General features: G+C 65.8%; 24 protein-coding genes. 12 read left to right on the top strand and 12 right to left on the bottom strand.

From position 1 onward, the window contains the following. Positions 1 to 110: 110 nt before the first annotated feature. A complete protein-coding gene (locus ACT3UL_RS03435; protein WP_444576750.1) occupies positions 111 to 1,172 on the bottom strand; it encodes a hypothetical protein in 1,062 nt (353 codons plus the stop codon). Positions 1,173 to 1,219: 47 nt separating this feature from the next. On the opposite strand from ACT3UL_RS03435, the gene ACT3UL_RS03430 reads away from it, so the two are divergent. Then, complete coding sequence (locus ACT3UL_RS03430) at positions 1,220 to 1,834, top strand: TetR/AcrR family transcriptional regulator (protein ID WP_444576749.1); 615 nt, start codon at positions 1,220 to 1,222, stop codon at positions 1,832 to 1,834. Positions 1,835 to 1,956: 122 nt separating this feature from the next. Further along, complete coding sequence (locus ACT3UL_RS03425; protein ID WP_444576747.1) at positions 1,957 to 3,186, top strand: sigma 54-interacting transcriptional regulator; 1,230 nt, start codon at positions 1,957 to 1,959, stop codon at positions 3,184 to 3,186. A 39-nt stretch (positions 3,187 to 3,225) separates the two neighbouring features. Here the strand turns inward: ACT3UL_RS03425 and ACT3UL_RS03420 are convergent, their stop codons facing one another. After that, positions 3,226 to 3,546 (bottom strand): hypothetical protein, encoded by a 321-nt coding sequence (locus ACT3UL_RS03420; RefSeq protein WP_444576746.1) that lies wholly within the window; start codon positions 3,544 to 3,546, stop codon positions 3,226 to 3,228. Continuing rightward, the gene (locus ACT3UL_RS03415) at positions 3,543 to 3,782 is read right to left on the bottom strand and encodes an addiction module protein (protein ID WP_444576745.1); all 240 of its coding nucleotides are present in this window, start codon (positions 3,780 to 3,782) and stop codon (positions 3,543 to 3,545) included. Before ACT3UL_RS03415 ends, ACT3UL_RS03420 begins: the two co-directional genes overlap by 4 nt. 157 nt (positions 3,783 to 3,939) lie before the next feature. Here ACT3UL_RS03415 and ACT3UL_RS03410 point away from each other — a divergent pair, with 157 nt between their 5' ends. Next, positions 3,940 to 5,256, top strand: coding sequence for a vWA domain-containing protein (locus ACT3UL_RS03410; RefSeq protein WP_444576744.1), 1,317 nt, complete (start codon positions 3,940 to 3,942; stop codon positions 5,254 to 5,256). A gap of 135 nt (positions 5,257 to 5,391) precedes the next feature. Beyond that, positions 5,392 to 6,657, top strand: coding sequence for an AAA domain-containing protein (locus ACT3UL_RS03405; protein WP_444576743.1), 1,266 nt, complete (start codon positions 5,392 to 5,394; stop codon positions 6,655 to 6,657). A 1,449-nt stretch (positions 6,658 to 8,106) separates the two neighbouring features. On the opposite strand, the gene ACT3UL_RS03400 is transcribed toward ACT3UL_RS03405, so the two are convergent. From ACT3UL_RS03400 to ACT3UL_RS03385, 4 genes are all read right to left on the bottom strand, one after another. After that, complete coding sequence (locus ACT3UL_RS03400) at positions 8,107 to 8,967, bottom strand: hypothetical protein (protein ID WP_193106593.1); 861 nt, start codon at positions 8,965 to 8,967, stop codon at positions 8,107 to 8,109. Between the two features lie 160 nt (positions 8,968 to 9,127). Next, positions 9,128 to 11,134: a hypothetical protein gene (locus tag ACT3UL_RS03395; RefSeq protein ID WP_193119535.1), complete on the bottom strand. Its 2,007-nt coding sequence runs from the start codon at positions 11,132 to 11,134 to the stop codon at positions 9,128 to 9,130. Beyond that, positions 11,131 to 11,457: a helix-turn-helix domain-containing protein gene (locus ACT3UL_RS03390; RefSeq protein WP_193106592.1), complete on the bottom strand. Its 327-nt coding sequence runs from the start codon at positions 11,455 to 11,457 to the stop codon at positions 11,131 to 11,133. The genes ACT3UL_RS03395 and ACT3UL_RS03390 overlap by 4 nt, the downstream gene beginning before the upstream one ends. Beyond that, a complete protein-coding gene (locus tag ACT3UL_RS03385; RefSeq protein WP_257007931.1) occupies positions 11,454 to 12,542 on the bottom strand; it encodes a tyrosine-type recombinase/integrase in 1,089 nt (362 codons plus the stop codon). Before ACT3UL_RS03385 ends, ACT3UL_RS03390 begins: the two co-directional genes overlap by 4 nt. A 268-nt stretch (positions 12,543 to 12,810) precedes the next feature. Here ACT3UL_RS03385 and nrdH point away from each other — a divergent pair, with 268 nt between their 5' ends. The 5 genes from nrdH to ACT3UL_RS03360 all read left to right on the top strand — a co-directional run bounded on the left by nrdH (position 12,811) and on the right by ACT3UL_RS03360 (position 16,183). Beyond that, positions 12,811 to 13,068 carry a glutaredoxin-like protein NrdH gene (nrdH, locus tag ACT3UL_RS03380; protein WP_444576742.1) on the top strand — a complete coding sequence of 86 codons (258 nt, stop codon included), beginning with the start codon at positions 12,811 to 12,813 and terminating at the stop codon, positions 13,066 to 13,068. 141 nt (positions 13,069 to 13,209) lie between these two features. Continuing rightward, the gene (locus ACT3UL_RS03375) at positions 13,210 to 13,719 is read left to right on the top strand and encodes a hypothetical protein (RefSeq protein WP_444576741.1); all 510 of its coding nucleotides are present in this window, start codon (positions 13,210 to 13,212) and stop codon (positions 13,717 to 13,719) included. Between the two features lie 74 nt (positions 13,720 to 13,793). Beyond that, complete coding sequence (locus ACT3UL_RS03370) at positions 13,794 to 14,765, top strand: hypothetical protein (RefSeq protein WP_444576739.1); 972 nt, start codon at positions 13,794 to 13,796, stop codon at positions 14,763 to 14,765. Beyond that, positions 14,762 to 15,328 (top strand): crossover junction endodeoxyribonuclease RuvC, encoded by a 567-nt coding sequence (locus ACT3UL_RS03365; protein WP_444576738.1) that lies wholly within the window; start codon positions 14,762 to 14,764, stop codon positions 15,326 to 15,328. The genes ACT3UL_RS03370 and ACT3UL_RS03365 overlap by 4 nt, the downstream gene beginning before the upstream one ends. Before the next feature lie 330 nt (positions 15,329 to 15,658). After that, positions 15,659 to 16,183 (top strand): hypothetical protein, encoded by a 525-nt coding sequence (locus ACT3UL_RS03360; protein ID WP_444576736.1) that lies wholly within the window; start codon positions 15,659 to 15,661, stop codon positions 16,181 to 16,183. Between the two features lie 11 nt (positions 16,184 to 16,194). Here the strand turns inward: ACT3UL_RS03360 and ACT3UL_RS03355 are convergent, their stop codons facing one another. The 4 genes from ACT3UL_RS03355 to ACT3UL_RS03340 all read right to left on the bottom strand — a co-directional run bounded on the left by ACT3UL_RS03355 (position 16,195) and on the right by ACT3UL_RS03340 (position 21,391). Further along, on the bottom strand, positions 16,195 to 16,893 hold the full coding sequence (locus ACT3UL_RS03355; RefSeq protein WP_444576734.1) for a hypothetical protein: 699 nt from the start codon (positions 16,891 to 16,893) through the stop codon (positions 16,195 to 16,197). A 95-nt stretch (positions 16,894 to 16,988) separates the two neighbouring features. Further along, positions 16,989 to 20,576, bottom strand: coding sequence for a hypothetical protein (locus ACT3UL_RS03350; RefSeq protein ID WP_444576732.1), 3,588 nt, complete (start codon positions 20,574 to 20,576; stop codon positions 16,989 to 16,991). Next, positions 20,576 to 21,049, bottom strand: a complete 474-nt coding sequence (locus ACT3UL_RS03345; RefSeq protein ID WP_444576730.1) for a hypothetical protein — start codon at positions 21,047 to 21,049, stop codon at positions 20,576 to 20,578. The genes ACT3UL_RS03350 and ACT3UL_RS03345 overlap by 1 nt, the downstream gene beginning before the upstream one ends. A gap of 39 nt (positions 21,050 to 21,088) precedes the next feature. Next, the gene (locus ACT3UL_RS03340) at positions 21,089 to 21,391 is read right to left on the bottom strand and encodes a hypothetical protein (protein WP_209905290.1); all 303 of its coding nucleotides are present in this window, start codon (positions 21,389 to 21,391) and stop codon (positions 21,089 to 21,091) included. Between the two features lie 717 nt (positions 21,392 to 22,108). On the opposite strand from ACT3UL_RS03340, the gene cmtR reads away from it, so the two are divergent. Next, positions 22,109 to 22,468 (top strand): Cd(II)/Pb(II)-sensing metalloregulatory transcriptional regulator CmtR, encoded by a 360-nt coding sequence (cmtR, locus tag ACT3UL_RS03335; protein WP_209905289.1) that lies wholly within the window; start codon positions 22,109 to 22,111, stop codon positions 22,466 to 22,468. Next, the gene (locus tag ACT3UL_RS03330; RefSeq protein ID WP_444576728.1) at positions 22,465 to 23,067 is read left to right on the top strand and encodes a cadmium resistance transporter; all 603 of its coding nucleotides are present in this window, start codon (positions 22,465 to 22,467) and stop codon (positions 23,065 to 23,067) included. The genes cmtR and ACT3UL_RS03330 overlap by 4 nt, the downstream gene beginning before the upstream one ends. A 491-nt stretch (positions 23,068 to 23,558) precedes the next feature. Here the strand turns inward: ACT3UL_RS03330 and ACT3UL_RS03325 are convergent, their stop codons facing one another. After that, complete coding sequence (locus ACT3UL_RS03325) at positions 23,559 to 23,948, bottom strand: heavy metal-responsive transcriptional regulator (RefSeq protein WP_209905287.1); 390 nt, start codon at positions 23,946 to 23,948, stop codon at positions 23,559 to 23,561. 71 nt (positions 23,949 to 24,019) lie between these two features. Here ACT3UL_RS03325 and merA point away from each other — a divergent pair, with 71 nt between their 5' ends. Then, positions 24,020 to 25,468, top strand: a complete 1,449-nt coding sequence (gene merA / locus ACT3UL_RS03320) for a mercury(II) reductase (RefSeq protein WP_444576726.1) — start codon at positions 24,020 to 24,022, stop codon at positions 25,466 to 25,468. Positions 25,469 to 25,487: the final 19 nt, after the last annotated feature.

Genomic DNA, 25,487 nt, shown 5'->3' with positions numbered 1-25,487 from the left:
TCCATGCTGGTCCTTCGAGACAACGGCAGACGTCAACCGTAGAGGACTCACTTAGTTAATTAGTGCGTAACGCTCGCTTTCTCCGGTCTACCCGGCACGCGACCGCCGGTTCAGGGGGCGTGTCCGGTTGGAGTTCCCTGGGCGGGAGGCTCCGACGGTGCTGTTCGACGAAGCACGAGGGTCATCGCCGCGACTGCCGCGCCGAGCAGAACCATGCCCTGAACGATCTTCTCGGTGAGGGTGACCCCTGCCGGGAGCGGGCTGAGGAACCCGATCAGAATGGCGCCGATGATCACGCCCGCTCCGAGCATGCCGACCTCCCTGGGCCCCCAACGCCGGGTACTGGAGCACCATCGCAGTGCGAATGACATCGCGGCGACGACCGTCAGGAGAATTGCCACCCCCAGCCAGGTGGGCGGCAGGAGATCGATCGCTACTTTAGCCGTCGCCCCAGCTGTCACGACGAGTGCGGCGGAAACGGTGCGCGCTGGGGGATCAGGAGCGTGGAGTGCGGCCGTGACCTGCTCGGAGCGTTGCACGTGCCGTGTCGTCTTACCCAGTGGCGACAGTGCGAGTCCGGCAAGCACTGTGATCACCGCCAGCACCCCGACGACCTGACCGAAGGACGGGACGTAGTCGAATATCCGGCGACCGTCGATATGGACCTGAACCCCGATGACCGTACCAGCGAGGAGCACAGCCGGAATTCCGAGTCGGCCCAGTAGGGGTCTACCACGGTGCGCCGGAGCAAGGGCGTGGACTAGCGCGAGCGGCGCACCCACGCTCATCATGAGGTGCCCGGTCGTCCACGCCAAGGTCGGGAACACGCTCACTCCAAGGCCGGGGATCAGGGTCGGATCCCGCAGTGAGGACCAGTACGGAATGGCGGGGTTCTCCTGGCCGCCCATCGCCAGGTCGATCAGTCCCTGCATCGCGAGCCCGAATGCCGCTGCAAGCAGCAGTGTGCAGGTCCAGCCCTGACCGGAGCGCACCGTGACCTCCCTGATCAACAGGGCCGCGCCGCCGTACAGCGGTGCCAAGAAGACCATTGCGATCAGGGATTGTGCCAACTGCCCGGTGAGCGGAAGGTACGCCTGCAGCATCTCTGCTGTGATCGGTGCGCCTAGAAGGACCGCGACGATCGGAAGCAGGCGACGAGGCAGGGGGAGCATGTACCGCACATTAGCAGAGTGGCTACTCCATAAACTAGACTAGGGGCATGGCAAGACCCGTTGACCCCGAGCGGAACCGTGCTCGAAGACTCCAGATCATCGATGCGGGACTGACCGCGTTTGCCCGGCACGGATATACAGGGGCGACCACTGCCGCGATCTGCCGCGAAGCGGGAATCGGGTCGGGAACCTTCTTCCACTACTTCCCGACCAAGGATCAACTGCTGGTCGCCATCCTGCGTGAGGGCGAGGCGGAAACTCGTGAATTCTTCGAGGCCCAGGAGGGTCGGACCGATGCCCGGGCGGTGCTACGTGACTACGTCGCGCATGCGGTGTCCGATCTGCGGGATCCGCGGGCGGCGGGATTCATCGCCGCAGTTGCCGGTCCCGCGATGGGGGACGAGGTCGTCGCCGTGCTCCAGCGGCTCGACCAAGAGGCGCATGGTGCCGTGACAGTCTGGACCGGTGCGGCTCAGCGCGACGGTCAGATTCGTCGCGATCTCTCGCCCGAGCGCATCGCCCGATGGATCATGGTGTTGATCGACGGATTCGCGGGGCAGGTCGGTGGTGGGCGCGGGTTCGATGCGGAGGCGGAATGGGCCGTGCTGGATGAGGTGATCGAACGATTCCTCTCCGGCGGCGAATCGCTGTCGGGGGTGTAGGGGGCTCGATGCCTCGCACTAGGCATTCCAGCACAGTGTCTCTGCCTGCTGGTTCAGCGCAGACCACGCGGCCGGCACGCCCAGCGGAATGACGAGTTTCGGTATCCTCAGCGCCACGGGTCTTGAGCTTGTCACGAGCCGGTGGCGTCCAACAGCTCAAGCTCGGTGTGTCTCTACGCAGCGATGGCCACAGCACCAGCCTGATCGTCCCGTGGACGGTGCGCCTCGCCCACTTCGAAGGCATGGTCAGCACCCAAGAAGCAGTCTTCCGCGCGAGCATCGCGGCGAACGTCCCCGTCTTCCTGAAGGGCGACTCCGGCATCGGCAAGAGCGCCTTCATCCACGACTATGCCACCGCCTCGAAGCGTCACCTCGAATCGGTCGTGCTCGCCCACAAGGAGAAGTCCGACATCGGCGGCATCCCCACCATCTGTGAGGGCACGATCACCACGACCGAGTTCGCCGTCCCCGGCTGGGGGCATCGCCTGGTCGAAGCGGACAAAGGGCTGCTGTTGCTCAGCGAGTTCAACATGGGCGAGGTCGATGTCCAGCAGGCGTGCATGAACGTGCTGCAGGAGCGTCAGGTCGGCGAGAACACCTACCTGCCCGAATCGGTCGCGATCGTGCTGGACGGCAACCCGCCCGAGCGGTACGCGACTTCGAGCGATCTGCCCAGCCAGATCGCCAACCGGCTGCTTCACCTGGACTGGGAGCTGGACCGGCAGGCGTGGCTGGACGGCATGGCCTCCGGTTGGCCGACGGCGACCGAGCGGATCGTCGATGACGGCGATGCCCGGACTGACCGAAGCGCACGGGAGAAGTCTCTGGTGCTCGCCTTCCTCGACGCACACCGTCCCTACATTCACGACCAGCCGACGGACCCGGCACGCGAGGGCGGAGCCTGGCCGTCGCCGCGCTCATGGGACAACGCGATCCGCGTCCTCTCCCGAATCGACGAGGACGCCACCGACGTGCAGACCGCTGCCCTGCGGGGCCTGGTGGATCGTGCGGCGGCGGAGGCCTTCATGCGGTGGCGGATCGAGGCGGCAGACTTTGACCTCCGCGCCGTCCTGGACGATCCGACCATCGAGGACTGGAGCGACCACCACCCGAGCAAGACCCTCACGGTGCTCGGCGCGGTCTCGACCTTCGCCGTCGAGCAGGGGTCACTGGAGGTTTGGCGCGACGCCCTCGCCGTTCTGATGCACTGCGCCGAGGTCACCGGACGCAAGGACGTCTGCCTGCGCTCGGCCCGGCTGCTGCTGTCCCGCGCGCCGAAGGGGGCGAAGATCCCTGCGTCGGCGGAGGAGACGTTCGGTCCGATGCTGCGAAGTATCGGCGCGTGGCGGTGAGCTCCGGGATCCACGCCGGGAAGTTCAACCGTGCGAATATCAGCGGTTGAGACGGTCCGTCCAGTATCCGGGCTCCCGCGACTCGTGGGCGTAGGCCAGGACGACGATCTCGCCGGCACGGACAACGTAGATGAGGCGGTAGGGGAACTTGCCGAGCTGCCAGCTTCGCACTACGGGATCATGTCGACGCCCCATGTACGGGGGCGGCGAATCCGGCCACTGCAGGATCAGGTTGGAGGCGGCATCAGCCACGTCGGCGAACTCGTCACCAAGCCTGCCGTCGTCGATGTCCGCGTACTTGCCGACAGCATCGAGATACTCGGAGCTCGCTTCGGGGTGTTCGTGCCAGTCCAGGGTCACTTGCGTCGCTGAGCGAGGAGTTCGCGCGCCTTGGCTCGGGTCGCACGGCCGCTGACTGGCTCGACCTTCCCGCTCATCAGCTCATCGAGTCGGCGGGTGATGGTCTCGACCCAGGCGGCGTCGACCTCGGCCTGCCGATCCTCGTCGATCTGCTGAAGGGAGAGGGCGGCGATTTCGCGCTCGTCAGCATCGAGGGTCCTGCCCTCGGCGATGTAGTTCTCCAGCCTCGACGTCATGGAACCAGCCTACGCGCCGGGGTGACAGTCGGCCAGGATCACGACGCGCCGGCAGTGCTGAAGTGCCGCCGGTAGAGCAGCGCGCTCCGGGGTCCTCTCGTCCTCTCGGGGCTGGTGTTCGCCCACTTCACGGGTACCCCAGCACGAGGAGGACATCATGTCCGGTCACGCCCGGAAGCTCACCACCGACCAGGAGGATCGACTGTCGGTGTGGCGTGCGATCGCCGAGAAGCGCGCCCCGTACATCGCCGCGCTGCTGTACGCCTCCCGGTACGTGAACGTGCCGGGCATCGAGACCCTCGGCGCCGTCGATCCCCACCTGCGGGTGTTCCTCGACGTGGACGCAATGGATCGCGACTTTAGCGACGACGAGAGCGGACAGGTCCTGGTCCACCTCATGTTCCACGTCATGTTCGACCATCACGCGCTGTCGGTAACGAAGCTCGAGGCTGATGGCACCCTCTCCCCCGACCTGTGGCGTATGGCCGCCGATGCCGCCGTGAACGACGACCTCGAGGACGCAGGCCTCGCCTTCCCCTCGACCGTCTCCACCACGGCGGAGAAGATCGACATGGACCGGGGGCTGAGCGTCATCGAGTACTACGACGATCTCGCCCGCCGCGCCCACGCCTCCGACATGGAGCACGTGTTCTCTCTCGACGACCTGGCCGGGGACCTGTTCGACGGGGCCGTGACGCTCGGGACCGACCTGGCGGACCGTGCCTCGCTGGCATTCCTCACCCGCGCTTGGGAGGACCTGGATCTGCTGGCTCCCCCGGCGGAGGACTTCGAGGTTGTCGCCGCCGTGCAGAACGTCGCCGCAGCGATTCTCAAGGACAAGGGAGCCGATGCCGGTCGGCTGGGCCGCTGGGCGGTCGAAGTGACCGCGCCGAGCGTGATCCCGTGGCAGACGGTGATCGGCGGGTACTTGCGACGGGCGGTGCGCCGGAAGCCGCGGGGGACGTTCAAGACGTTTTCTCGTGCTTCGCGCCGCCAGAGCGTTCGGGTGCGGATGCCGGATGGGTCCAAGGGCCGCAAGATCATCCTGCCGGGCACGTTCCGCCCCGATCCCACCATCGTGGTCATCCGCGACACGTCCGGGTCGGTGAGCGACCAGGAACTCGGCGAGGTCGGTCGCGAAGTCCTCGAGATCGCCCAACGCTGCGGTGTGCATCCGGACCGCGTGCTCGTCATGGACGTGGACGCCGCGGTCTACAAAGCGCGCGCGCTATCCGTGAAGGACGTGCTGCGCTCTGCCTCCGGCGGCGGCGGGACGGACATGCGCCTGGGACTGGCCGCGATCCCGGAGACGTTCGAGAAGGAGCTTGAGCTGGTGATCGTCGCGACCGACGGCGGCACGAACTGGCCGGAGACCGCGACGGCGTTCCCGACGATCGCGCTGATCACCTCCGACGGCACGGACACGACGCCCGACTGGATGCCCTCGGTGTCCGTCGCTGGGGCGCCGGCCTGACTCAGACACCTTACGGGCGGCACGGGAGCCGCGACGCCAACGGAATCGGTAGCCGTGACACCTGCCGGAGCGTCCCGCAGGTACTCCGGTTCGCCCACTTGGTGAGGGACGGCAGCACCTGATGGAGGAGGAGACGTGGCCCTGAGCGCGGCGGACCTGAACACCCTGGGGATCGACACGTCGAAGGCACCCCGCGTGGAGCCGTCGCCCGAGGAGATCACCTCTGCCCGGCAGGTGCCGTCGTGGCAGTCGCTGGTGCCGGGGTCAGTGCTGTCGCAGGCGCTGTACGAGACCGTGTCGGGGCGGCGGGTGACGATCATCGATTCCCCGCCAGGCTCCGGGAAGACCACCCTGCTGGTCAACGCCGCCCTGTGGCTCGGTGCGAACACGGACCTGACCGTCACGGTGGCCGCACCGACCCGCGCCGCGGCCACCTCGGTTGCTGAGCGACTGGCCGACGTGCACGAACAGGCATCCGTCGTCCTGGCCCTGAATGGTGTGGAAAGGGCCTCGACCTCTGCGATCCACACTCCCGGCAGCGGCGCATTCCAAGGTCAGGCTGGGGATATCGTCGTGCGGACCATGGCGTCGATGGCGATGAGCACGTCCACCACCTGCGATCTGCTGATCGTGGACGAGGCCTACCAGTCCACGTTCGCGTCCCTAACGGCTGCGACGAAGGGTTCCGAGCAGGTGCTGATGGTCGGGGACCCCGGCCAGATCGGACCCGTGATCACCGCCGACACGTCCGTGTTCGAGGACAGCCCCTACCCGCCGCACGGCCGCGCCCCCGACGTGCTCCGCAATCACCCGTCCGCGATGGTCGCGCATCTGCCGACCTCTTTCCGGCTCGGGCAGCGCACCGTAGATGCGATCGCCCCGCTGTACGACTTCCCTTTCGACTCCTCCCGGCCGGACCGTCGCATCGTCGGCCACGACGAGATCGAGAGCATCCGCGTAGACCGCGCATATCCGGTGGACCTGTACGCGGAGGTCGCACGCTTGGCTGCCGCCTATGTCGGGCAGGAGGTCGTCACCGACGACGGAAGCCGCCCGCTGACCCCGAGCGACGTCTGCGTCGTGGCCGGCGACAACATAGCCGTCAACGGCATCGCCGGCTTCCTCTCCGCCATGGGCACGTACCCCGGGATCACCGTCGGAACTGCGGATCGCCTGCAAGGCGGGCAGTGGCACGCCGTGATCGCCCTGGATCCCCTGGCGTCGGCCACGACCGTCTCCGACCATCACCTCGCCCTCGGCAGGCTGTGCGTGATGGCATCCCGCCACATGACCCATCTGACCTGGGTACATGGCAGCGACTGGCACAGCTTGATCGAGGCCCAGGAAGGCGTCGAAGATGCCGCCACCATGACCCAGGTGCGTCGGAACCTCATCAGCTGACGGAGGGCCTTGGCTGACCTCGGTGCCCTCCTGCACATGCCCGGGTCCGAGCCGCCCGGCCAAGTCCCGGGGCCACTGACTCGAGAATCCTCCGCCCACTTCACCTGGCGCATACCTGCGGCCCCGGAAAGACCGGCGTGCCGCCCCAGCCGAAAGTGAGGACTCCCCCGATGGCCATCACCGTCTGGTGCAAGTGCTCTATCGCAGTGAGCAACTCTCGAATGACTTCGCAGTTGCGGTGTGATTGCCCTTCCTGTTGAGGTCGCGGTCCAGCCGTCCCATGGCGACTCGTTGCCGTCGCGACGATCACGCCGACGATGCCCTCCATCTTTGAGATAGTGACGGCGAGCCCGATTAGCTTCGGCCTGAGCAACAGTCCCTGTAGCGACGCGCGCGCCGCAGACGAAACTCGCCGCGAACGGTCACCCAACGGCCGGCAGCGCCGATGTTGGTTCACCTTCACCTTTGCCGATGCTAGGAACTGAGAGCCCAAGCGGCTCCGCGCGCGGTTGCCGGGGAAATTGGGAGAACGAGCATGGTCGCGCCCCACGTCGTATTAGACGAGTATCATGCTGTGATCACTCGGCAGCTCAGCGGCACCGATCATGAAGCCGTTAAACGGCCGTCGAACTTCGATAGCTAGGAGGTGGGAGTATTGGAGCGATTCGGCCCGCTGGAAGAAGTGGCGGAAGGCCTCGCTGTCGGCGACCCCCGTCGCCACGCTCTGCTGCTCACACCCCCGGGAGTCGTTCACCTCGTCCAGAACGAATGGCGATCGGCGTTCGATTGGTCCGAGATTGTCTTACTTAACCTAGACTTGAAGAGTTCCAGGCACGCACTTGCAGGATGGATAACGCAGATCTCATACGCAGCGCTGATCGCTGCAGTGTACGACGATCCAGGCTTCGTCCCAAAAGACGGAAGCACTGCAATTACGGACGTCGATGGCGTTACTATCTCTCTCCCGGTTAGCCGACACCATTTCGGCGGCTACTGGTATCGGAGCCTCTTGAGCACTCAAGGAATGCTGAATCAGTTCATACGCAATCCGGAGAGCCGCGAGCTACTAACTGACCCCGGTGTGGTCATATCAATGGTTCGCAAAGTCGCGAAGTCCAAGACGCCAGCCAGCCCTCCGTGATCTTCATGGAAGGCTAGCTGATAGTTGTTACCGCTCCAGTTGCCGCGTTAGGCGCTTCTTCTGGCGATGGAGCCGCCACCAGCGCGTCGTGTTTCGCAACTGGACTCGACCTAGTTCCTCGAGGCTGGGAAGCCCCCGCTCAGCCAGAATCGAAGAGATCTTCTCCTTACCCTCCCCTTCGTTGCGCTCCACCACGCTCTGAGCCGCCACCACTCTTTCTGATGCGAGAGGGTTATCGCCGATCTGCCTCTCAACTTCTAGGAGATCTGCTTCGAGCTCGGATCTGCTTCGGCGTCTGAACATCGACATCACTTCATGAAGATGCAAGCTACGGCCCCACGGCCGAAGGCGGCCAAGATTGAGTAGGGAGTACCCAGCTGTGCGATGCGCGTGATGTCGGGGCCCTTGAGGCCAATGCCAACCAGGCACTTGACCATCCACGGTGCAAGGAAGATCGGATCAGACACGACGGGGTAAGCGACGTTCTCGGTGTCCTGGTGGTCCACGACCTGAGTCAAAGTCGGCCCGTCTACCTCGAACCAGGTATCGACGGGCTTGCCCTCCGCATCCGAGGCCCACGGCTCTCCGAACACCAGCACCGTATTACCAGCAGCATCAACCACCATGGCTGCCCCGCTAGGAGTCACTTGGATACTCTGCTCCTCAGCGAGGTCGAGCTCGTAGGTGTAGCTCGTCGAGGCTTCCTCATTCGCGATGGCAGTCAGCATCTGCACGCCACGCTCCGTCACCACGACGGCGTTAGCGCTGCTCGTATCTGGATATGTAAAAGTGCCGTCCTCAAGCAACTCCACGGAGTCAGCCTTTTCAGAATTCGGCAATTGAATGGCTAGGGTTTCACCTCCGGCTTCTTGGAACGTCACGCCCTGCGAGGCGTCGCTAGGAACTCCAACGCTCCCACCACCAATAGGAACCGAGTATCCCAAGCCATCAGCCCCATAGGCGTCCGGCGAAACCGGCGCGACCAACAAGTCGGAATCATGCGTCTCTACGTTCTGCAGAGATTCCTCGACTCGTTCCGCTGAAACGGTCTCTGACGCTGGCTGTTCCGCGACAGCGACACCGGTTCCCGCAAGAACCATTGCTCCCGCGAGCAAGACTGATGTCAGCGCCCCGAATACTCTTCTACCCCCGTGCGTGGATCGCGCCATCGTGATCTACCCCTCAGTGTGATTTGATAAACGACAGTGTTCGTCTGCGGCACGCTACCTGCGCGCGTACCGAGTCACAAGACGGTGACGGGCGAGCGTGGATATGTGTACGGTACGCCGAGCGTCCCTACTCCCCTGCATAGGTTCCCGAACACGCGGGTTACTCGTTCGCGCGACTTCGGACAGAGATGCTGTGGTCGGGCTCGGCTCGAGGCCGGATCGCGGGGTATTGCGCATAGGCGGATGCTGCGACGGTCTGCCATCTTGCAGCAACGTTCGGTGACGCTCCGGTGAGGTCGCAGAGTGGTGCGACGGGCATGGTGGCGGCGAGGTTTAGCAGTGCGGCTCCTCGGAGCTCGACCAGGCCGCAGTTGAGGTGTTGCAGTTCGGTGGTGAACCGGCTGGCGTGCACGTGTTCACCAGCTCGCAGCTTCGACGGGAAGATCCACGTTGACTCCGTGTCCCATCGCCGTGGGGTGGCGAGTTGCCGTCGGATCAGCGCTGGCAAGGGCGGCGGCAGCTGGAAGGGTGTCGCCCCGAGCCGGAGCTGCATCCCGTCGGTGTCATCGATGATGCTGGCGGTGGTCAGGCCTGCGATCGTCGTGCTTGGCCTGCCCGATATCCCGGCGAGTAGCCCGCAGATGCGGGTTCTGAGCCGGATTGTTTCGTCGGTCGCGAATCGGTGCATCCACGCCCGGTAGGTATCGATTGGGTACGCGGTATAGGGAATCGCATATGGAGAAGGGACCGGGTGGATCCGTTCGGCGATGCCTCTCTGCGACGCCCAGCGCAAGAACACAGCGAGCGGTTCGAAGTTGCGCGGGTACCGGTCGAGATAAGACTCCACGGCGTCTTGCGGGGCGGTCTTCAGCTCGATCCCATCAGTATCAAGGTGGGCGAGAAAGTCAGCGGCGATACGGCACACGCGGCGGGCGCGAACGAACGTGCCGTCTGTGATCCCGTTGCGTTGGACGAATAGCCGGATGCGGGCAGGAACGTGCCACCGGCAGAACGGGCCGAGGGTGCGCGTGATGTGTTCGGGGCGGCCCTGGAGGAACGTGTCGATCCAGGCCATGAACTGCACGGATGCGGTGTCCCGCGGTTCGAGCGCGCCCACGTCGACGAGCGAATGCCGTAGCAGGCTCGCCGCCTGGACCGTGGGGTGGCGGTCCAACGCTTCGTGGGTGAGCTCGATGTCCTCGGTGAGAATTTCACACAGGATCGCTGCGGATGCACTGCGGCCGGGCCAGCGTGCCATGCTCTTGGGTTCAGGGTGTTCGAAGAGGCGTTGCCGGAGCGGTTCGAGCGCCCGACGGCGGGCGGGCGTTCCGGCGGCGAACAGGTCGTCTATGGCGATGCGTGCAAGGCACGGGTAGCAGCGTTTCCCGTTGCGGATGTCCTCGACGCCACACTCGGCGCAGATGAACCGCGATCGCACCCCGGTGCATGCCGAGCACGCCAGAGTACCGTCGTCGGCGACCGACGCGACCAGGCCGACCGTGCCGCAGCGCGGGCAGGGGCGGCGTGTGCCGCGGATGATGCTGAAGCAGGGGTCACAAGTCGCGCCGCCGAGGAACTTGACCCGGACTCGCCGCTCCCTGCCGCAGTGGACGCAAGGCTCGATCTTGCCGGGCGCGCACTGGGGGCAGATCGGGCCATCCGCTGTTCTGTTCTGGACGAGCCGGTCGTGCCCGCATCGGATGCACGCCTCCTTCGCCTCCGGCTGCCGGCGGCGGCACGTGCCGCACACGCTCTTCCCCTCGATGCGGTGCGAGATCACTCTGGTCTTGTCGCACTCATCGCAGCGACGGGTGTATCGAGCTTTCCGGCACGTGTTGCAGACTCTACGCCCATCCTCGAGCGTTTGCGTGAGTAGCTGTCCCCCGCCGCATTCGCCGCATGCTGGCAGTACGACCGGGAACCCGCTGGCTCGGAGCATCCGCAGCAAACGTTGCGCCTGACGGGGAAGGTGCGGATCGGCGTCGCTGATCCAGGTCGCGTCCACCCTGGCAAGGAAACGTCGAAAATGTGCCTGCCCCTGTGGCGTGGGGGCAAGCTGCTCGAGCAGTGCACGCACCCCCGCCTCGCCGACCGCCGTCCACGGATCACCGTGAGCGAGCAGTGCGGCGGTGTTGTCGAGAAGAGCGGTAGATGATCGAGAGGTCACGATTTGTCGGGCCGGGTGATCCGTGCCGGGACAGTCTTGAGTGTGCCGATGTCGGTGACCGTGCCGCCATCGGCGGCTTTTGGCTGCGCACGTGCCGCAACGGTGAAGCTGATCAGGTCGTTCGGTGTGCAGTCGAGGATCACGCAGAGCGCGTCGAGGACTTCGATATTCAGTCGTTGCGGGTTGGATGTCACCAGGCGGTAGACCTGCTCGCGTGAGAGTTTCACGCCCTGCTCGGCGAGCAGCGGCACCAGCTCGGTGGTCTTGTAGATGCCGCGCTCGGCAAGCTTGCGGCGAAGATGCCAATCGAACTGCCGGGTCATGCGGTTTCTCCTTCTCCGAGCACGCGCCGCAGCGCTTCTTGGAAGATCCGATTCTTGAAATCGTCACCGACCGACGTGTAAATCGCGGTCGTCGACGAGTGATTGTGTCCGACCTGCTCCTGCACGAACTGGGCGGCGTAGCCGAACTCGACCAGGTGGGTCACGTAGGAGTGGCGGAGGCTGTGCAACGTCAGCGCAGGATCCAAGCCCGCCGCCTCGCGGATCTGCGCGAACCGGTGGTCCACCGTGCGGGTTGTCATGCGAGTGCGTCGCGCACTGACCCACAGAGCATCAGTCGCAGGTGCGAGCCGCGGACGGACTTCCTCAACCCAGTAGCGAAGCCCTTCCGACGCCCACGCGAATTCCGGGCACGCCAGCACGGTGCGGCGGCGAGGCGGTGATCCCCTCATCGCCTTGCCGTATCGAACCTGCACCTTCGCATACGCGCCCCACTCGGGAACGTAGGGATTGGGGCGGAGGTCGTTCAGATCGAGCATCACCGCCTCGCGACGTCGGAGCCCGAACGCGTAGACCGTCTTGAAGAACTGGGCGTCACGCAATGCGGGCAACGCACCCTTCTTGCGGCCCTCGAGTAGGTCGTGGGCGCGTTCATCGGCCTGAGCGAAGAAGGCCTCGAGCTCGTCGTACCCGAACGGCCGTCGAGTGGGCCGCGCTTCGAACTCGGCCAGGTGCGCGAAGGTGTTCCACGGATGACAGATCTGGGCTGGCGCGGCCCCGAACCGTTCTAGACAGACATCGGCCCAGTCGTAGGACGGGTGCGAGACGTACCCGCAGAAGCCCTTCAAGATCTGGTGGTAGCCCCGGATCGTGGAGTGCGCCAACGGCTCCGGGCGAGACAGCAGCGACGAGGTGAAGTCCTCGACGTCCTGCGGCCGCCACTCCCACGGATAGGTCCCAGCGAAACGGAAGAACCGCTTCACGCCAAACTGATGCACCCGGATCGTGCCTTCTGACAGTCCGCGAGAACGCATCGACACGGCGTACCGGCGCAGCATCTCATCGAACGTCGAGCGAGCCGGGTCCAGCAGCAACACCGGAGCCAGGGACCGGACCTCACGGGTCACCACCCACACCTCACGATTCCTTCTACTGCATCAAACATGCTGTGAACGTATCATGGAGTCTGTCAGCGCAACGAGAGGTCTGCGATCGGACGGTTTCCTCCGGAGCGGTGTTCGCAGCATGCAGCAAGCCCCGATTGGGCTCTTGACCAGGCAAAGAAAGGGTTGGATCCGCCGAAAGCCACGCGGCAGCGAAGCCGCTCAGTCACGTCGAACCGGTCCCGCGGTGCGCGGTGAGGCCGAGTCAACAACCAGACCATTGATTCATCCAATGCATCTCTGCTCGCTTGTGTACTCCAAACCCCACTGTGTGCAGTGCGATGCGACAAAGCGCGCGCTGAACAAGGCGGGCCTCGCCTACGACGTCGTCGACATCACCGAGGATGCCGAGGCGCTGGCGAAGGTCAAGTCGCTGGGCTACGTCCAAGCCCCGGTCGTCGTCACCGACAGGGATCACTGGTCGGGCTTTCGCCCCGAGAAGGTGAAGACCCTCGCCGGCACCCGCACCCGAACGGTTACTGCTGTCTGACAGCACGTCACCGTCCGCCGGCCCCTCGTCCCGCTCACGCAGCGTAGGCGAGGGGCCCTTCGTTGCTCGGGCTGCCGTCCCGCCACGTGGAGCCTTCGCCCACTCCCCGGGGCAAGAGACGTTCAGCGAGGAGGCACGGGCATGGCCACGACGAAGCTTCGCAAGCGCGACACCGGCGAGCAGGGCAACGGCGGCCAGTTCGCTGTGACTGCCCGGCACGACGTCGCGGTTCGGCTCCCCGAGTCCCCGGCGCCTGGGCGGGACGTGGTCGTGTCTTCCGCGCTCCGCCACCTCACCGAGCACATCGAAGCTCGATTCGATGCCGAGGGGCGCACCGTCGTCTCGATCCAGATCAACCGAGATCAGCTGCCGACCTCCGGGTACCGCGAAGGGTTCGTGCCCTGGGAAGTCCGCGACGACGAGGTCTCCGACGATCAGGTCGATGCCTACCTCGAGACGCACAGCGACGACCCCGAAGCATTCGGTGACGACCTGGGATTCCCCGGCGAGGCCAGGTGGAACTCGGCCTCGAGCACACTCGAACTCACCCACACCGGCTACGAGGGCGTCACCGACGAGGACCTCTCCGCCACGGTCAGCGCCACCCTCGGCGACTTCCGCAATGACCTGCTCCTGCACAAGTGGGGCTGAACCGCCGTCCCGCGAAGGAACGTGCTCGCCCACTGCCCGCGGTGAGACCCGATGACGAGGACGAGGAGCGGACCATGTCGGAGCACACCCTGAAGCCCCGCAAGCGCGACACCGGCGAGCAGGGCAATCCGGGAGAGTTCGCCACCACCACCCGCGCAGAGGCCGACATCGACGTCGCCGCGGACCCGCTGGATCCGATGGTGGACTGGGATCACGAGGATGCGGGGATCTCCTGGGAGTACCCGACTTCCGATGCGGACTCGACGTTCCACGAGAACGGGACGATCGCCGACCGGGTCCTGCTCGATGGAACGGTCGAGCACCACGACGACGACGGCACCCTCACGCACGTCACCCTCGATGACGGATCGACGATTCTGATCAACGGCGATCTGGACCACCCCTACGTCGTCCATCGCCACCTGGCGGAGTTCGCCTACGAGACCCACGAGCTCTCCCCCACCGAAGCCGAGGCACGTCTCGCAGAACTGAGCCCGGCCCTGGCCGCCCACGACCCCGCGAATGCCGGCCGGATCGCCCGCGCGATCGCCGATCGGATGGCCGATGACGACCTGTACGAGGCCGAGGCGCTGTGCGAATCGGCAGCCCAGCAACACGCCCTGAGCGCATGGATGCAGCAACACCCACAACCCCCGACCCCTCGCATCGGCACTGGTGCCAGGCCGGCGACGCTCGATGAGGCGCGAGCGATACAGGACAAGCTCCTGCAGACCTTCGCCGAGCAGTGCCAGGACCAGTCGCTGCCGACCGGCCCGAGCTACATCCCCGTCATCACGATCGACCAGGGCAGGCCCTCGCTGAGCGTGAACGTTCGCAATCTCCCGGACACGATGATGCGCAACCGGTACGACGGCAATGAGACCCTCAGCCCCGTTGGCGAGGAGCTCCGCGCCCGGGTCGAGACCGCCTGCCGGCACGCTGGCGTCCATGTCGAGGCTGTCGACCTGGAGTCAGACCTGCAGCGCGGGATCCGGCGCCTGCGCACCCACAGCCAGCGCCTCCACGAGCACCTGGACGCGGCATGATCATCGCCGGAATCGACCCGTCCCTCACCAGCACGGGGGTGGCCGTGGTCCGCTCTCCCGAACGTGTAGAGACCGCGACCGTGACGTCGAAGCCGCCCGCTCCGGGGACGGAGACCGTCCGAACCCGCTTCGAGCGCATGGAGAAGATCACGGCGGAGATCCTGGACCTCGTCGATGACGCCGACGTGGTCGGGATCGAATCGCCGGCCTACGGGATGCGGAACGCCGGAAAGATCCATGACCGCTCGGGGCTGTGGTGGTGGATCGTCGGGCAGCTCGAAGCCCGCAGCGTCCCGGTCGTGGAGGTCTCTCCCCCGTCGCGAATGATGTACGCGACAGGCAAGGGCAACGCTGGTAAGGACCTCGTTCTCGTCACCGCTGCCGCCACCTACAAGCAGGCCGAGATCACCGGCAATGACGTCGCCGACGCCGTCGTCATCGCCGCGATGGTCTCGCGCCTCGCCGGCCAGCCCATCGAGCTCCGCGAGCCCGCGCAGGCGAAGATGAGGGCCCTGGAGAAGGTGCAAATGTTGGAAGCCTTCCGGGAGGCCGGTGCTGCGTAGCTGCGCGGCCGCACCTGAGCTCACCGTGAGCACCGTGACGTTGCGGCCCCTTCGTTGCTGAAGCTTGTCAGCGCCTCTCGGTTCCAGCTGCATTGCCTGGACCTTTATTGTCTCTGGCACGTGCGATGATCCGCGCAGGCCTCCAAAGCGGGTCGGTCCTGCCAGCACGCTCAGTCCCGCGGACGCTAACCTTTTCCTGACTCCTACCCGACATTCACGCTGCCGGATGGCAGATCGTCACATTAGAGAACACAGGTATAACAAATAGTGCCAACCCACGATGAAGTTTTCCTCAACCCCCGAGGCCTCAGCCGCCTTATGCAGGCAGAGGTGACAATTGCACGCAAAGCGAGCACTATTTCACCCCGTATAGATGCATCAGTCTTTTCGTTCACCCCGAATGCGGGCGAGTCAGACGAAGAATTCAAGAGTCTTCTACTCGCGGAGCTCTCGGAGATGATTCGGAGTGAGGAGGACCCTTCGGTCCCTCACATGCACGACCTCAAGATCACAGAGTCGCACGTCAACTGGGGAGCTTCCGGCGATGCGATCGCGCTGATACTTGAGGTGAGCGAAGTAATAACTCCGGCTGTCATCGGCTTCTACATAGAGCGCATCTTAACTCGACTCGGGTCACACGACGAAGACCTATTGACCCGCAAGGAGGCAATCGAGAGGGCCTCCGCGCGCGTCGTCACGACCTACAGTATTGAACGCTCTGCGTTGCGGCAAACTGGCGAGGAAGAGCTTCGCGACGGAGGCTGGCGCGTTATCTTCGCCGGCAAGGGTGAAAGCATCTTTAAGGTGGAGATCGATCGGCGAGGTGTCACGTACGTCAGCAGAACCGACGGCTGACTACCTCCAGCTCAGTCCTTCTTGAAACTCTTCAGTGCCTTTCGGCCACCGACAGGGGCGCCGGGGCGTTCACCGCGCAGGTCGGCTTCGATCTGGTCGGAGGAGTAGCCCTGCTCGACCATGTCGCTGACGTACATTTTCTTGGTGGTCGTGTCGACGGCGTCGACCTGGGCGCGGAGCTGCTCAAGCTGCCGGCGCAGAACGGTGTTGTCGTCGGGCAGGCGCGTGAACGCTTCCGGGTGCCGGGCGGCGAACCCGGGCATCGCGAAGTGCGTGGAGACCTCGGCCGGTGTGCCACGGAAGTCGCCGACGGTGAGCCGAGCCTGTTCGACCTTGGTCTGCTCATCGGCGGGGAGTGTGTAGCGGTAGGTCCAGGCAAGGTGGGTGCGAACGGCGTCGCGGACGGCGAACCGATCAAGCTTCTCGGGGACGTGCTCCTTCCACCGACGCAGGCTCTGGTTGTACTCCTCAGCCTTATCGCGGGAGCGAGCCTCGTGTTCTGCCTGGCTCCACCCGGGTTGCTTCGCTGGCTTCTCGAAGTCCGGAACCATCGAGTTGATAGTGACTGCACGACTACTGGTGTAGTCGTCCATGACGGACTGGAGGACTTCGTCGGGAACGGGCACGGTGGACCACCACGAAAGGTGCTCGTCGGCGCTGTGCAGGCGCTCGGGGAAGTAGATCGACCCGTCCGTTCCGTTCTCGCTCATGGGCACGAGTGTGGCATCCATCAGCGCATCGGGGCGGGAGATGGTATCGAATCGGCCACCCTCGGGGCTGCCGGACGGGGCGCGAGGTTGCGTCGTCATCGCTGCTCACGGCTCCCCTCGAGGTCGAACGCCCCCTGACGGATCGGCACCGCGACGGGCGTTGATGCTGCCAGCGGGTCATACGACCGGAGCTCGTTCACCGCGTCAAGACGGGGCGCGAAGTCGTTGCCCGTGCCGGCGAGCTCGAGGGTTCCCTGGCGCGGGTCCAGTCCCCGGATGGACTGGGCATAGAACGGCAGCTCCTTGGTCAGTTCCCGCATCCGCTCCGGCTGAAGCTCAGCGCCGTGCTCAACGGCGTAGTCGTCGAAGAACTCCTGCGCCTGCACGGCCTCGGCGGCGACCTTCTGCTCGAACAGTGCTCGCAACTCGGCGTCCTGGTTCATCGACTCGAAGAACGGCAGTCCGTCGACCATTGCGGCACGTTCACTCGCGTCCGGGGTGCGACCGTTCTCGGCCTCGAAGGCATCGAACGATGCCGTGGCGTCGCGCATCTCAGCGGCGAGCTGGCGCTCCTGAACAACGGGCAGTCCGTGGGCGAGTTCGGTGATCGGGGCGCGGGTGTTCTCGGACTGGTCGGCGCGGATACGCGACTCGAGCTCCATCGACTCCACCACCTCCTGCCGGTCAGAGGCCGTCATCTCGGGGATGCCGGCCCGGTAGGCGGTCTTGGCCAGCCCGGTCAGCGCTGCGACTCCGGTTCCGGCGGCCGTGGCGGTGCCGTGGGCGATGTTTCGGCGGTGCTTCAGCAGGGCTCGTCCGCCCATCACTGCGGCAGGGACGGCCAGTCCGCCCGAGGCCAGCGCGAGACCCCCGTACAGGGCGGCGCCCTTCACTGCGGCCTTGTAGGTGGCGGGGTTCGTGGCGGCGTCGGCGAGCTTGGTGCCTGCGGTGCCGACGACTTTGGTGGTTGCCCCGATGCCGCGGGTGGCGAGGTACTGCGCGGTCAGGGCCTTGTTGTTCCAGATCGCGCTGCGGGTCGCCTTGCCCTCGGTCCACTTCTGTTGGAGCAGTCCGGCACCGCCGCTGATCTGTCGGCGCACGTTGTCCGGGACGGAGCGGACCCGGTGCATCGCGAGCCGACCATGACGGCCAAGGGACTTCGTCTCGGATCCGGCCGCAATCGCCATGCCGGCGGCGCGATTGGTCGCGCCGTCGATCCGGTCATCGTGGCGGCCGTCGGCCTCGAACGCCTCCAGGCGCGCGCCGAAGGACATAGGAGCTTGCGCTTCATCGTCGGGCCCGTCGAGCGAATCGGCAACCAGCCCCGTGCTATCAACTTCGCCCTTGACCTCGACTCCAGATTGCTCTCGATTCCCGCTCTCTGCATCGGTGATCGAAGAGTCCGAACCCTCGGTCACCTTCGCGGCGCTGTCACCTTCGACGGCCTGGGCATCCTCAGAGTCCTTTGCTCCGTCGGTGACGGTGCCCTTGGCGTCCTCGGTGCCGCTGGTGATCGCCTTCTGCTTCGACTTCTCGGAGTCGACCTGGGGCGTGTTCGTGGCGTCGCCGACGAGTTCTTCGTTGGCGGCGGCGGACTTGGAGTTGGCGGTGTCCTTGCGTCCGAGGAGTCGGCCCTTCGCGGTGTCCATGGCGGCACCAGTCAGCTTCCTGCGGCCTTGCTCAAGGAGGTTCTTGGTGAGTGCTCCCCCGCCACCGACGGCGCCCGCGACGGCCAGGGGATTACCGGCCATGGCCTGCATCCCCCGGAGCGTGAATGGGCTGTGGGTCCGGAACAGTCGCTTGAACATCCAGTTCAGCAGAAGGATCGACATGGCGGGGCAGATCCCGATCCACAGCATCATGGCCGTGGCCCAGCCGCCCAGAACCGCGTCGCCGGTGCGGATGAGTGCCATGGCGATCAGCATGACGAGGGCGAACAGCAGTGTCGTGACGGAGGTGATTGCGGTGTAGCCGATCCAGCCCTTGAAGAAGCTGGCGGCGGAGCCGAACCCCTGGGAGATGACACCGGCCAGTGCCGCGATGATGAGGAAGAACGCCATTACGTGCGCGAGCAGCTTCATGATGAACAAGACTGCGGCGAGAATCGACATGGCCGCGGCGCCGATGAGCGCGCTGATCGCGTAGGTGATGGCGAGCATCGTGGTCGAGGTGCGGATCGTGCCAGCGGAGTTGGAGACGTAGGAGTACGCCTCGGGGTGCTCGGCGAGCCCGTTCTCGGGGTTGGACAGGAGGCTCGCGTCGCCTACGACCGCGAACTGGATGTCCTTGACCTTGCCGACGGTCACGTCCGGGGAGACCTTGTCGGCGAAGGGCAATGCGAACACGACCCCGGTCTCGTTGTTCACGCCGTCACCGGTGAAGATCTGGGCGCAGGCTTCGGGGGTGAGTGGTCCGCCGATCTTGCCGCCCTTGATCCCTTCGGCGGGCAGGTCGGAGCGGAGCGTGTAGTTGCCGGAGGCGTCGACCTGGCAGAGGCCCCAGGCTTGGTTCTGGCGGGCTGCGCGGTCCTCATTGGTGAACCCGCCATTGAGCATGGGCGATCCGGCGGGCGGGACGGCAGCGGAGTAATCGTCCTCGCCGCTGGAATAGGCCTCCTCCAGGATGGCCGCGCGGTCGTGGGGGTCGATGTTGGTGTTGGTCTCCAGTTGCTGGCAGGCGGAGTAGTCGGCGCCGAGGCTGGACTGGTCCCCGTATTGGATGTCTGCGTAGGCGCGGTAGGCGGTCTCTTCCCACCAGCGGGACATGACGTCCAGTGCGGCGGGGGCGGTCTGGCCGGTTTTCTCGTAGTAGCCGGTGTACTGGGCGTGCAGGGTGTCGATGTAGGACTTGCACGAAGTGGGGTCGGCCTTGGCGTCCGCGGAGAAGACGGTGGAGGCTTGGGAGGATCGGTTCGAGATCGGTGCCGCGATGGTGTCCGATGCTGCGGAGAAGGCTCCGGAGAGCTCTTGGACCATCCAGGCGGGCGAGAACGTCCCGGGGTCGTAGGTGGTGCCTTGGCCGCGGTCGTTCATCGACCCCATCACCATGGCGGTGAAGATGCCGAGGCTGAGGATCATCATCGCGAGGCGCCGCAGCCCGCACTGGCCCCGGGCCGCTCCGAGGATCAGGCTGAGCAGGCCGACGGTGAGGATGAGGAAGATCGCTCCGGATTCAATGATCGAGCTGCCGAACGTGGCCGCGAAGTCGTTCAAGGGCTTGGCCAGCAGTGCATTGACTTCGAAGTTGGTGACGGCGTTGACCAGCAGCGCTGCGGCGAGCCAGGCGAAGTTCCCCACGGCCAGGATTCCCGTGAAGCTGGTCTTCTCGATCATGTTGACCTCGACGCTGCGCAGCGGCTGGGTCACGTTGAACTCGACGCTGTCGCCGAGCTGCATGGCGTTCGCCCAGCGCACGATGGGCAGGCACTTGATGGGGTCCTCGCCACCACCAACGCTCGCACAGGCGGGCATATTGTCCACCGGGGCGCCCCTGTCCAGTACTGCAGGCTGGACTCCGGCGGCCTGGAGGATCGCGGTCTGCGGGGCCGAGGTGATCGTCTCTCCCGGCGCGGTGAGGTCGTCACCGTAGGCGGGGCCGAGGACGAGCGCGAAGGCTCCGATCATCATCGCCAGTGGGGCGAGAATGCGTGCCCAGGCCCGTGGCCGGTGTGTGGTGGTGGGCATCAGGCGTTCACCTCGTCGAGGATCAGGTCAGGGTCCCAGTCGGGGCGGTGCTCGTTCGAGGTGCTCGAGGGCGTGATCAGCAGGGCGGTCGAGGACAGCGGGTCCACGACGGCGCCGCACTGGATGAACACACCAGTCTGGGCGCGCTTCTTGTCGTAGAACGCTCGCCACTGCGAAAGCCGCAATCCCCGGCGCTGCCGGAGCAGCGTGATGGCGAGGATCGCGACGTAAGCCGCCGACCCCGGGATCACGACCGCCCAGAACGGCACGAGCGGGAGCAGGCGCACGACGGGGAATGCGATCAGCATGACCAGGACTGAGGTGAGGACGGCGAGGACGTTGGCGATCAGCGTTCCGCGACGCATCTCGAGAGTGAAGTGCACGGACCGGCGCTCGGCCTGTGCGCTCTTGCCAGTCATGTCGGTGAGGTTGTACAGGTACACCTCCCGGTCGGCAGTCTGCTCGTCGTTCACCCGCGACTCCTCCCTCTGCTGCTGTCCTGGACCTTTCGGCTACATGTCGATCAGGCCGATGATGGCGATGAAGATCGCGATGAGGCCATCCGCGATGAGTAGCAGCAGCGGGATGATCAGTCCGGGTGCGGCGAGCAGTGCGGCGATCACCAGTCCGACGGTCACGGAGCGCACGTCACCGCCGCCCTTGCGTCGGCTGTCGTAGATGTACTTGACGGTCACCACGACGGCGACCGCCACGGCGAGGAAGATGAGGAACAGGTCGAAGCCCTGCAGTTCCGGGGCGATGCGGGCCCAGATCTGCGACCAGGCGCCGCTGAGGTCGACGGAGCTTGCATCCATACGAGTCGCGGTCTCCCGCTGCCTCCTTCACAAGTCGATGCTGCGGGCTGGTGCCCTTTCGGCGTGAGTAGTGGGCGGGGGTTTCTCAACTCGTCGCCGAGTATTGGGGTGATCGCTCGGGGCGCGGCCCTGGCGATGGGACGTGCCAGGGATAGATCAGATAGGCCTCGCACGGCCCAGAGCTCGGGCCCTGGAGCATCGAATACTCCGCGCCCCGGACCGTTGAAGCCGACATACGTGGGCCACGCGCTGCCCGGAGGGTTTCACCGTGTTTAGACCCTCGGGCAGAACTGTCGCAGTGGGCCGAGCATGACCTCACTGACACGGCTGGCACCCCTCGGCACAGACTGTCGCGCTGGGGTGTACCCGATAGTGACAGCCTGGCTCACCAGCACGCGGAAGATCTGAGACGAAATACGGTGCGACGGCTTCGCGAGACATCCCGGCCCACTATCGACCCAGCTCGAGGCGAGTCCACAAGGGCCCAGTCGCGTGCCCCATAAAGCTGAAGCTTCTTGGGACGCACCCGAGCCCGTTTATCATGGGGCGCCGCCGAGGACGGGCTTTGCCGAAGCGTCTCGATACTTGACCCCCGGCGACGTCGCCGCCTCACTGTCCGAAGGATTCCAGCTGCGATAGCCGTGCAATGGGTCACGAGATCGAGAACACCAGGCCGCCGGTCATCGACTGTTCAAGCCGCACTGTATAGTTCAGTGCATGCTGACTATTGCTTCACGTCTCGACGTGATGAACCGCCTGGGTCGCGCACTGGCCGACCCGACCCGGTCCCGGATCATCCTGACTCTGCTCGATGGGCCCGCTTACCCGGCGGAACTGGCCCGAGATCTGGATCTGACGCGCCCCAACGTGTCCAACCATCTCGCATGCCTGCGCGATTGCGGGATCGTCGTCTCCGAGCCCGAGGGTCGCCGGACACGGTATGAGATCGCCGATTCGCACCTGGCGCAGGCGCTGACGGCGCTGGTTGATGCCACCCTGGCAGTGGACGAAGATGCCCCGTGCATCGATCCTGCCTGCTCCGTTTACGGATGCGACGCAGCTGGGGAGGGCGCGTGATCCTCGCCTCGGTCCTGCAGGCGGTGGGCCTGTTCGTAGCGACCAACATCGACGACATCATCGTGCTCTCCCTCTTCTTCGCCCGAGGCGCGGGCCAGCGCGGCACCACCGCCCGCATTCTCGCCGGGCAGTACCTCGGGTTCGCCGGCATCCTCGGTGCCGCTGTTCTGGTGACCATCGGCGCCGGAGCGTTCCTGCCATCGGCAGCCATCCCGTACTTCGGCCTCATCCCTCTGGGCCTCGGTCTCTGGGCCGCGTGGCAAGCCTGGCGCGGAGACGATGACGACGATGATGACGAGGCCAAGGTTGCCGGCAAGAAGGTCGGCGTGTGGACAGTCGCAGGCGTCACCCTCGCCAACGGCGGTGACAACATCGGTGTCTACACCCCGGTCTTCCTGAGCGTGGAGCCTCTCGCAGTGGTCGCATACTGCATCGTCTTCCTCGCACTCGTCGCGGTCCTGGTGGTGCTGGCCAAGTTCGTCGCCACCCGCCCACCGATCGCCGAAGTCCTCGAACGCTGGGAGCACATCCTCTTCCCCATCGTTCTCATCGGCCTCGGCATCGTCATCCTCGTCACCGGCGGAGCCTTCGGTCTCTGATTGGGCAGCAACGGGCGCCAACGGTTCGATCAGACGCGCCCGTTGCCGTACGGATCGCGACGCTTGCACTCAGTTGTTTTCCGCGGAACCGCGGCGGTAGGGCGCCACGGAGCGGTGGAAAAACCCCGCCATTTGGTAGACGAATTCACACCCTATTGGCATCCGTAAACTACCGGCACGTAACTGGCTTGCTGGGGTGCCCCTGTTTGGTACCGGCTCGACGAGGCCGCGAGGGAGCAGGCTATCGAGAGCCCGCAAGGTAGCGGCAGCCGACCTGGTTCGGTTCACGGAGCAAGTGACGCGCTGTCAGTAGTCGCTATGGAGCCGGAGTGCGACCCAGAGTCCGCAGCGCCGGCAGATGTAGGCGGGCTCACTGCCGAGGGCGTGAAGGGACGTGCGGGGCCGGAGCAGTCCGCAGCAGGAGCACCGCAACCTCTTGTCATCGGTCATGTCCGAGATGGTGCCACGTAGCCGGATCGGGAGTCAGTGGGTCAGAGGTAGCGGCAGACGTCTCCGGGCGAGCAGGTGGCCGGGTCGGCAGATGCGGCCTCGTCGCGCAGGGCGGTGACGGTAGTGCGCAGTTGCTGGAGTTGGGTGATCTGCTGGTCGATCACCTCGAGGCGGCTGTTGAGCAGGTCGGTGACGTGCTGGCAGGGGGCCTGCCCCCGGTCACGGATGCCCAGCACCTGGCCGATCTGGGCCAGGGCCAGCCCGGCGGCTTGCCCCCGGCGAATGAAGTCCAGCCGGTCGAGCACGTCGGGGCCGTAGTCCCGGTAACCCGCCGGGGTCCGGTCCGCGGCCGGCAGCAGTCCGAATTCCTCGTAGTACCGCAGGGTCTTGGTTGTCGTGCCTGACGCTTGGGCCACCTCACCGATCCGCATGCCACTCATTCTCCCTCTTGACCTTCCAGTGCACTGGAAGGTCGATCCTGAGGGAGATGAAGGAGGAGCTCATGAGTGCAGCGGCTAAGCGCAGGTGGTATGACCTGGCGGTGATCGGGTCCGGTGGGGCGGCGTTCGCGGCCGCGATCCGCGCCTCCAACCTGGGCAAGCGGGTGGTGATGATCGAGCGCGGCACCGTCGGCGGTACCTGCGTGAACACCGGGTGCGTGCCCTCCAAGGCTCTACTCGCGGCCGCCGAGGCCCGCCACGTCACACTCGACGCCACCCGGTTCCCCGGCCTAGCGCTCCCCGACGTCGGACCGGTGGACATGCCCGTCCTGGTCGCCGGTAAGGATGAGCTCGTCAGATCGTTGCGTCGCGAGAAGTACCTGGACCTGGCTACCGCGTACGGATGGGACCTCCTCCCCGGGGAGGCCACATTCGTCGGCACACCGACCGAGCCGGCACTTCACGTCACCGGCCCTGACGGCACGGTGGAGACGGTCCGCGCCGCGCACTTCCTCATCGCCACCGGCTCCACCCCCTGGGCGCCGCCGGTCCCCGGTCTCGAGGAGGCCGGTTACCTGACCTCGACGACCGCGATGGAGCTGGACTACGTCCCGGAATCGCTGTTGGTCATCGGCGGTGGCTACGTCGCCATGGAGCAGGCCCAGCTCTTCGCCCGGCTCGGTGCCCGGGTCACCATGCTGGTCCGCTCACGCCTGGCCTCGCACGAGGAACCTGAGGCCGCCACCGCCCTGGAAGAAATCTTCGCCGATGAGGGCATCCAGATCATCCGCGGGGCGTTGCCCAGCGCGGTCCGCCGCGACCCGGCCGGCGGTGAGGTCACGGTCACCGCCACCACCGCCGTCGGCTCACAGGAGATCCGGGGTGCCGAGGTCCTCGTCGCCACCGGCCGCCGCCCGGTCACTGGCACGCTCGGTCTCGACACCGTCGACGTGCGCGCCGGTAAGCGCGGCGAGGTGATCGTCGACGACCACCTGCGGAGCACCAACGCGCGCATCTGGGCGGCCGGAGACGTCACCGCCCACCCGCAGTTCGTGTACGTCGCCGCCGCCCACGGCACCCTCGTCGCCGATAACGCCTTCACCGGCGCCGGCCGTGAGGTCGACTACCGCCACCTGCCCCGGGTCGTGTTCACCAGTCCCGCCCTGGCCTCCGTCGGGATGACCGACCACCAGGCCCGCGCCGCCGGGATCCGCTGCGACTGCCGCGTCCTGCCCCTAGAGCACGTCCCGCGGGCGATCGTGAACAGGGGCACCCGCGGGCTCATCAAGATCGTCGCTGACGCCGACACCGGCGTTATCGTCGGCATCACCGCCCTCGCCCAGGACGCCGGAGACCTCGCCGCCGCCGGTGTCTACATCCTTGAGGCCGGCATGACCGTCGACCAGGTCGCCAACCTCTGGAGCCCCTACCTGACCATGGCTGAAGGCCTCAAGCTCACCGCCCAGTCCTTCACCACCGACGTCACCAGACTCTCCTGCTGCGCCGCCTGAGCCTGACCTGTCGATGCGT

This window comes from Brachybacterium sp. 107 (assembly GCF_052379725.1).
Lineage (GTDB): Bacteria > Actinomycetota > Actinomycetes > Actinomycetales > Dermabacteraceae > Brachybacterium.
This window is presented reverse-complemented; position numbering and strand designations above follow the sequence as displayed.